This is a genomic window from uncultured Bacteroides sp., assembly GCF_910578895.1.
Taxonomy (GTDB): Bacteria; Bacteroidota; Bacteroidia; order Bacteroidales; family Bacteroidaceae; genus Bacteroides.
The window spans coordinates 21,903-28,122 of sequence record NZ_CAJTSC010000011.1; the positions used below are offsets into that span (position 1 = coordinate 21,903).

At 52.0% G+C, this 6,220-nt stretch carries 4 protein-coding genes; 1 reads left to right on the top strand and 3 read right to left on the bottom strand.

The window, feature by feature from the left end:
- The first annotated feature begins 41 nt into the window (after positions 1 to 41).
- Entirely contained in the window at positions 42 to 2,654 is a 2,613-nt protein-coding gene (locus tag QZ327_RS04355; protein ID WP_294617447.1) for a DUF4955 domain-containing protein, read from the top strand.
- 166 nt (positions 2,655 to 2,820) lie between these two features.
- On the opposite strand, the gene QZ327_RS04360 is transcribed toward QZ327_RS04355, so the two are convergent.
- The 3 genes from QZ327_RS04360 to QZ327_RS04370 form a co-directional block, all read right to left on the bottom strand.
- Positions 2,821 to 3,840 (bottom strand): putative sulfate exporter family transporter, encoded by a 1,020-nt coding sequence (locus QZ327_RS04360; RefSeq protein WP_294617449.1) that lies wholly within the window; start codon positions 3,838 to 3,840, stop codon positions 2,821 to 2,823.
- Between the two features lie 139 nt (positions 3,841 to 3,979).
- A complete protein-coding gene (locus QZ327_RS04365) occupies positions 3,980 to 4,876 on the bottom strand; it encodes a LysR family transcriptional regulator (protein ID WP_294617450.1) in 897 nt (298 codons plus the stop codon).
- Positions 4,877 to 4,912: 36 nt separating this feature from the next.
- Positions 4,913 to 5,530, bottom strand: a complete 618-nt coding sequence (locus tag QZ327_RS04370; protein ID WP_294617451.1) for a DUF6621 family protein — start codon at positions 5,528 to 5,530, stop codon at positions 4,913 to 4,915.
- Positions 5,531 to 6,220 lie beyond the last annotated feature (690 nt).

A 6,220-nucleotide genomic window follows, 5' to 3' on the forward strand; every position in this document is an offset into this window, starting at 1 on the left:
TGTGAGTATAAGGTAATTAATCATTAATACTTAAAAGAATTATGAATATCAAACATCTTTTGCTTCCCGCCGTTTGCAGCCTGTTGCCGCTACTGCTGCAATCGTGCGACGACGATGCCGACAGGCAGGCACAGGCGGAGTACATGAAGGAGCAGGTAGCCGCCCTCGAAAGCACGGTCGGCGGGCTGAATGCCTCTATCCTCTGCTACCAAAGCCTACTGTCCGGCGAAATACCCGTAGGGGTCACTCCCACGGAGAAGGGCTATAAAGTGGAACTCTCCGGCGGCAGTGCCTACCACATCGGCACCGGCGAAGCGGTAGACGCTCTCTTCCCCCTCGTGGCAATCTCCGAAAAGGGCAACTGGTCTTACAGTTTCGACGGGAGCACGTATCTCGAATTTACCGACCCGTCCGGCAAGACACTGAACGCCTATTCGCCGGAAGACATAGAAGCCGCATACCGTTCTCCCCAGCTGCTGATTGACAACGAAGGCTTCTGGAAGATGACTTGCGACGGCGGCACCACATACGCCTATCTGCCCGACGCCGCACGCAACCGTATCGCCGCATTCGGCGGCAAGGGCGCGGGGACAAGCTCGCTGTTCAGCGACATCGTTTACAACGAAGCCGCCGGCAAACTGTCCCTTACGCCGGGAGCAGGCAAAGGGACGAAAGAGTTCCCCGTCATCAGCAACTTCTACCTGAAAGTAAAAGGCAGCGAAGCGGAAGGCGGGCTGACATTCTTCCTGGACGAAGAACGCACGTATGAAGTGGAGACAAGCGACGTGGTGCGCACACGGATAAAGGCTCCCTCCGGCTGGACGGTGACGCTGGAAGAGGGCGAACTGCTGATTAAGGCTCCGGCAACGGCATCCGCCACCAAAACGGAGGAAATCAACATCATCATCACTTCTTCCAAGCAATATCAGCGCACCGTGACGCTGGCTGCCACGGTGCTCAACTCCACTTTCGATGCCGCCTATTGCGATGCGTGGAAGGAGTTTGCATCCGGCTCGGAGAACAATGTGCTGCCCGACTTCTCGTATGCGGGATACATGCACGGAGAGGTGGCGCCACCGGAAACGGAAGAACTGATGGCGCAGGGATACCAACTTATCAATGTATGCGATTTCGGAGCCGTGCCCAATGACGGAAAATCGGACCGCCAGGCTTTTATCGACGCCATCGCATCGATAAAGGGAGTCCAGAAAATGCCGGAAAGCAAAAATGCCGGAGTGAACGGCGGTGCCGACTCGTACACCTTGCGTCTTCTGCACAACAGCCCCGCCAATGCCATCATCTACTTCCCCGAAGGCGAATACATCCTGCAAGATGAAAGCGAGGTAAACCACACCATAGACCTGACTATGGGCAATATCGTGATTAAAGGAGCGGGCAAGGAGAAAACCGTTATCCGCATGGATGCCCAAAACCGGAAAACCGACAACAAAGAGGAGTACTCCGTTCCCACCATGCTCCAGATAAAGCACTATTCAACACTTGCCGACCTTGCCGACGTGACGGGCGATGCTCCCAAAGGTTCGTTCGAGGTTGCCGTAAGCAGCACGAAAGACATCAAGGCGGGCGATTGGGTATGCCTTTACGTAGAGAACAAGGACCCCGGGTTCGTAGCGGAAGAGATTGCGCCCCACCCTCTCAGCGACTTAAATGACAATGTCAGTATCAAGACCGAAGGTGCCAGAGTGATAGACTATCATCAGGTGACGGCGGTAAGCAACGGCAAACTGGTCTTCGCCGAACCTATCATGCGCAAGGTGGAAGCCAAATACAACTGGAAAATCAGGAAATATCCCCACTATGAGAACGTAGGCGTGGAAGACCTGACTTTCCGGGGTAAGGCTGAAGAGGGCTTCAAACATCATGTAACCACTCCGGAAGGGCATACATTCGACGGTGCTTACAAACTGATAGACTTCTCCCGCCTGACCAACTCGTGGATGCGCCGGGTAGGCTTTGTAAGCGTAAACGAGGCGGCATCCATTGTGAGCAGTGCCAACTTCTCGGCATACGACATCGAAATCAGCGGCAACCGCGGACACTCCGCCGTGCGCTCCAACTCCTCCTCACGCGTATTTATAGGAAAGGTGTACGACCATAGCAGTGGCTACCGCATTCCTAAGGCCGGACAGTTGGCGGAATGGATGGACAATGCCGGACAATACCACGGATGCGGAGTCTCCAAACCCAGCATGGGTGCGGTAATCTGGAACGTGCAGTGGGGAGACGACGCCTGCTACGAGGCACACGCATCGCAACCACGCGCCACGCTGATAGACCGTTGCACCGGCGCTTTCATCCCCAGCCGCCAGGGAGGGGCCGATACGGAGGTGCCCAACCATTTGGGCGACCTGATTATCTGGAACATGAATGCCACCCGTACAGGCTATGACGATAATTGGAACAACCAATTTGTGTGGTGGGACAACAGTAGCCGCTATACCAAAACCGTGCCGCCCGTCATTGTCGGTTTCCACGGCGCGTCCATCAACTTTGCCGAAACATTCATCAGCGATGTGCCGCAAAACAAACGCATCGAAAGCCAGGGTAACCGCGTGGAGCCTTACTCGCTCTATGAGGCGCAACTCCGCCACCGCCTGGGTTACGTTCCGGCGTGGCTGACGGCGCTGAAGTAATCGGGAAAGGGGGGCGAAACACCCTCTTATCTACAAAATCGAGGTAAAACAGAAACACCTCAAACACGCAAATCACCCCTGCCATAGACATCTATGACAGGGGTGATTGGGTTAATAAGAGAGTTTCGACTTTACCCTCTATTACATTCGCTTGAAAATCAACAAATCAGAACCAATAAATATAGACCAACGTACTGAAACTGATAACCGCCCAAAGCAGGATGCCTTGTACAAGCGGTTTGATGCCGACTGCCTTCAACACATCGCGAGACAGGGATGCGCCGATAAAGAACAGGGTTATCGTCAACGTCTTGCGGGCAATGCCGTTGATTCCCTCGCCGATTAAAGCGCCCGTTTCGGAAAGACCCAACACGTAGGTATTGACAATCATCGCCAGGACGAAGAACAAGATAAACCAGGGAATGCTGATTTTCTGCCCTTTGCTCTTGAAGATAAATGAGGTGGCGATTGCCAACGGAATAATCCAAAGGGCACGGGTCAGCTTGATAGTGGTGGCAACCTGCAACGCTTCTTCACCGTAAGCGGCACCTGCACCAACCACCGAACTGGTGTCGTGGATGGCAATGGCAGCCCATGTGCCGAACTCGTGCTGGCTCATATCCAACGCATGGCCTATCGCGGGGAAGATGAACAGTGCGATTGCATTCAGAATAAAGATAGTGCCCAAAGCCACAGACATTTCGCTGTCGTTCGCCTTCAATACCGGACCTACCGCCGCAATGGCGCTGCCGCCGCAAATAGCCGTACCGGAACTGATCAGATAGGAAGTGTCACGGTCCACTTTCAGCATCTTACGGCCGATGACCCAACCGATGAGCAATGTGCCCACCACGGAGATAATGGTAAACTCCATCCCCTCCTTGCCGGAAGCCAACGAAGCCTGCAAGTTCATGCCGAAACCCAAACCTACCACGGAATACTGCAACAGGTATTTGGATACCTTTTTATTGAACTTCGGATGCGCCTGCCCGCACAACAAGGCAAACGCCAAGCCGAGAAACAGAGCTACGGGCGGAGTGACCCATGCGGAATAAGCATGCATTCCCGGAATGTAATCGAGAAACAGGAAGAGAGAAAGGATAGCAAGAAGCGAAACGTAAATAATTTTGTTGTTGTTCTGCAAGAAAGACATGTTGCCTTTCGCCAATGCTTGATTTGAAGCCATACTTTTTGTTTTTTTATATTAAGTGGATATTGAAAATCTGTTTATATCATCGACCATTTGCCGGAGTGTCGACACACCCTTTTTCCACTGCAAAGGTAGGCTTCTTTTCCCAATCGTACCAATCGTTTCTACTTATACGCTATAACTTATCGTTATTGTGCATGGCAAACTGCATGAACACCTGCGCCAGTCCGCCTTCCTGCCCCTGGGGTTGGGCGAAACTGAAGTCGCGCAACATGGGCATTCCTTTTATTTCGACGACACGCAAGCGCCCCGAATACAATTCACGCGCAATGGAACGAACGGAAACAATTCCCAGGCAATCGGTATGCTCCAGAAAAAGCTTGATGCTCTCCGTACTTCCCAAATACATCAAGACCTGCAAGGAGGATAACTTTATATTATGCTGCAACAGGGCACGTTCAAAAACATCCAATGTGCCCGAGCCTCTCTCGCGAAGCACCAAAGGCAGATGCAACAGCTCTTCGGGAGTTATCTCCTCTCCCACCTCAAGTTTGCTGCCCGTGCGGACCACCGCCACCAGTTCATCTTCCAGAAAAGTAGTATACTTGATATTAGGCAACCGGAACACTCCTTCGACAAAGCCCAAATCAATGCGATGTTCCTGCAAAGCGGCTTCTATCTCCCGCGAATTGCCGTTCAGCAACGATAGGTCGACCTGCGGAAACTTGCCGATAAAAGTGGCAAGCAGAGGCGGCAGCACATACTGCGCGATGGTGGTGCTGGCGCCCAGCTTCAAGCCGCCCGTATATTCATTGTGCAGCAAGTGCATTTCGTATTCCAGCCGTTTGTAATCTTCCAAAATCCGCTCGCAATGTTCCAGAAGCAACCTGCCCGACTCCGTTAACGAAATCCGGCTGCCCTGACGGTCGAACAGACGCGTCCGGTAAGCGGCTTCCAACTCTTGTATATGTTTGGTGATGGCGGGCTGGCTGACAAACAATTCTTGCGAAGCTTTCGTAAAACTCAGGTTCTTCGCAACAGACCGGAACACTTTTAAACGGAAATCACTCACGATGCAATGATGGATTAGGATGATGAACCAAGATGATTAACTACGTTGCAAATCCTCACTTCGGATGCCCAATGCCGACATCAACGGATAGCCCAGCTGCTCCCAACGATACGCCGCCGGAGCGGCAGGCGCGGTCATCCGGAAACAGACAATGTCTTTCGCATCCTCTTTGTGTCCGGCACTTTCCGCCACCGTTTCCCTCACTACTTCTTCCACCTCTTTGCCATACTCTTCGGCAAAAGGAACGATTATGAGTTTCTTCACTTCGGCGGCATTCAGCACTATCTGCAACAGGTCCATGTAGAGGTCGCCACGAGAGACAAATCCCTCGGAGGGTACGGACATAAAACTAAACTCACCCAAATCCGCCTTGAAAGCCACCCCGTCCAGTTCGGTTTTCAAGTCGGACGGCAGGCAGTGCTCCAACTTGCCACACTGCTCGTCGTACACTAAAAGCACCTGCACATCATTGCCGCTTCCCTGCACACCGGCATCCATTGCCAGATACATGGTAAGAAGCGCCAGGTCCACCGTCTGCAAAGGGTGTCCCAACAGCGGTTCGAAATGCTTCTTCAAATCGTTTATGACAAAATTCAGGCAGGCAACATCTACCATCATTACCGTTTCGGTAAGTTTTATTTGGGCATTTTCCATAATCACTTGTTTATTGAGGGAGTAAAGGTATAAAAAGTTTTGCAAATAAAAAGAAGGTTTAAGAGCCTGCTTAAATTTTGTTCAGCCTTAGAGCCTGCTTTTTCACACGGTTCTTTCATTTACAGGAAAGGGGGCACCGGAAGCAAAAGAGAATCGGACGCCTACCGTATCGCCATATACCAACAGCCCATCGGTCCGACCCCTCTACCGGATGGCAAAATGAAGCGTCATCCGCCCGCTTCACGACAAAAAGGCAGCAAACCGTCCTTTACGCTTACTCCCCTCCCCGCCGCTTTCTGCCGAAACAGGAACATGTTGCATAAAGTGCGGATAGATATGCTCTGATTTTCGATAGATATGCACCGTTTATGCAGAAACCGAATGTTTCAGCCGTCGGACACAGGTGTTTCGAGCGACAGATACAAGTGTTTCAGCCGAGCGGCATTAACATCGCTCGTGATAGACATTAATGTCTATCGCGACAGGCATTAATGTCCCTCGCGAGCGATGTCAATGCCGCTCGCAAAAGACGTCGATATCCGGAAGACGGGATGCCCGCACACGGCATTTCCGGCGTTCTTTCCCTCTGGTTTATTTGTAAACATTTCGCTATTACGCTGACTGTGGGCAAGATGGGCGTTTTCCGTTTCGTTTTTTTCCGCCGGCAGCACACAAGGACGGAAAAAGCCG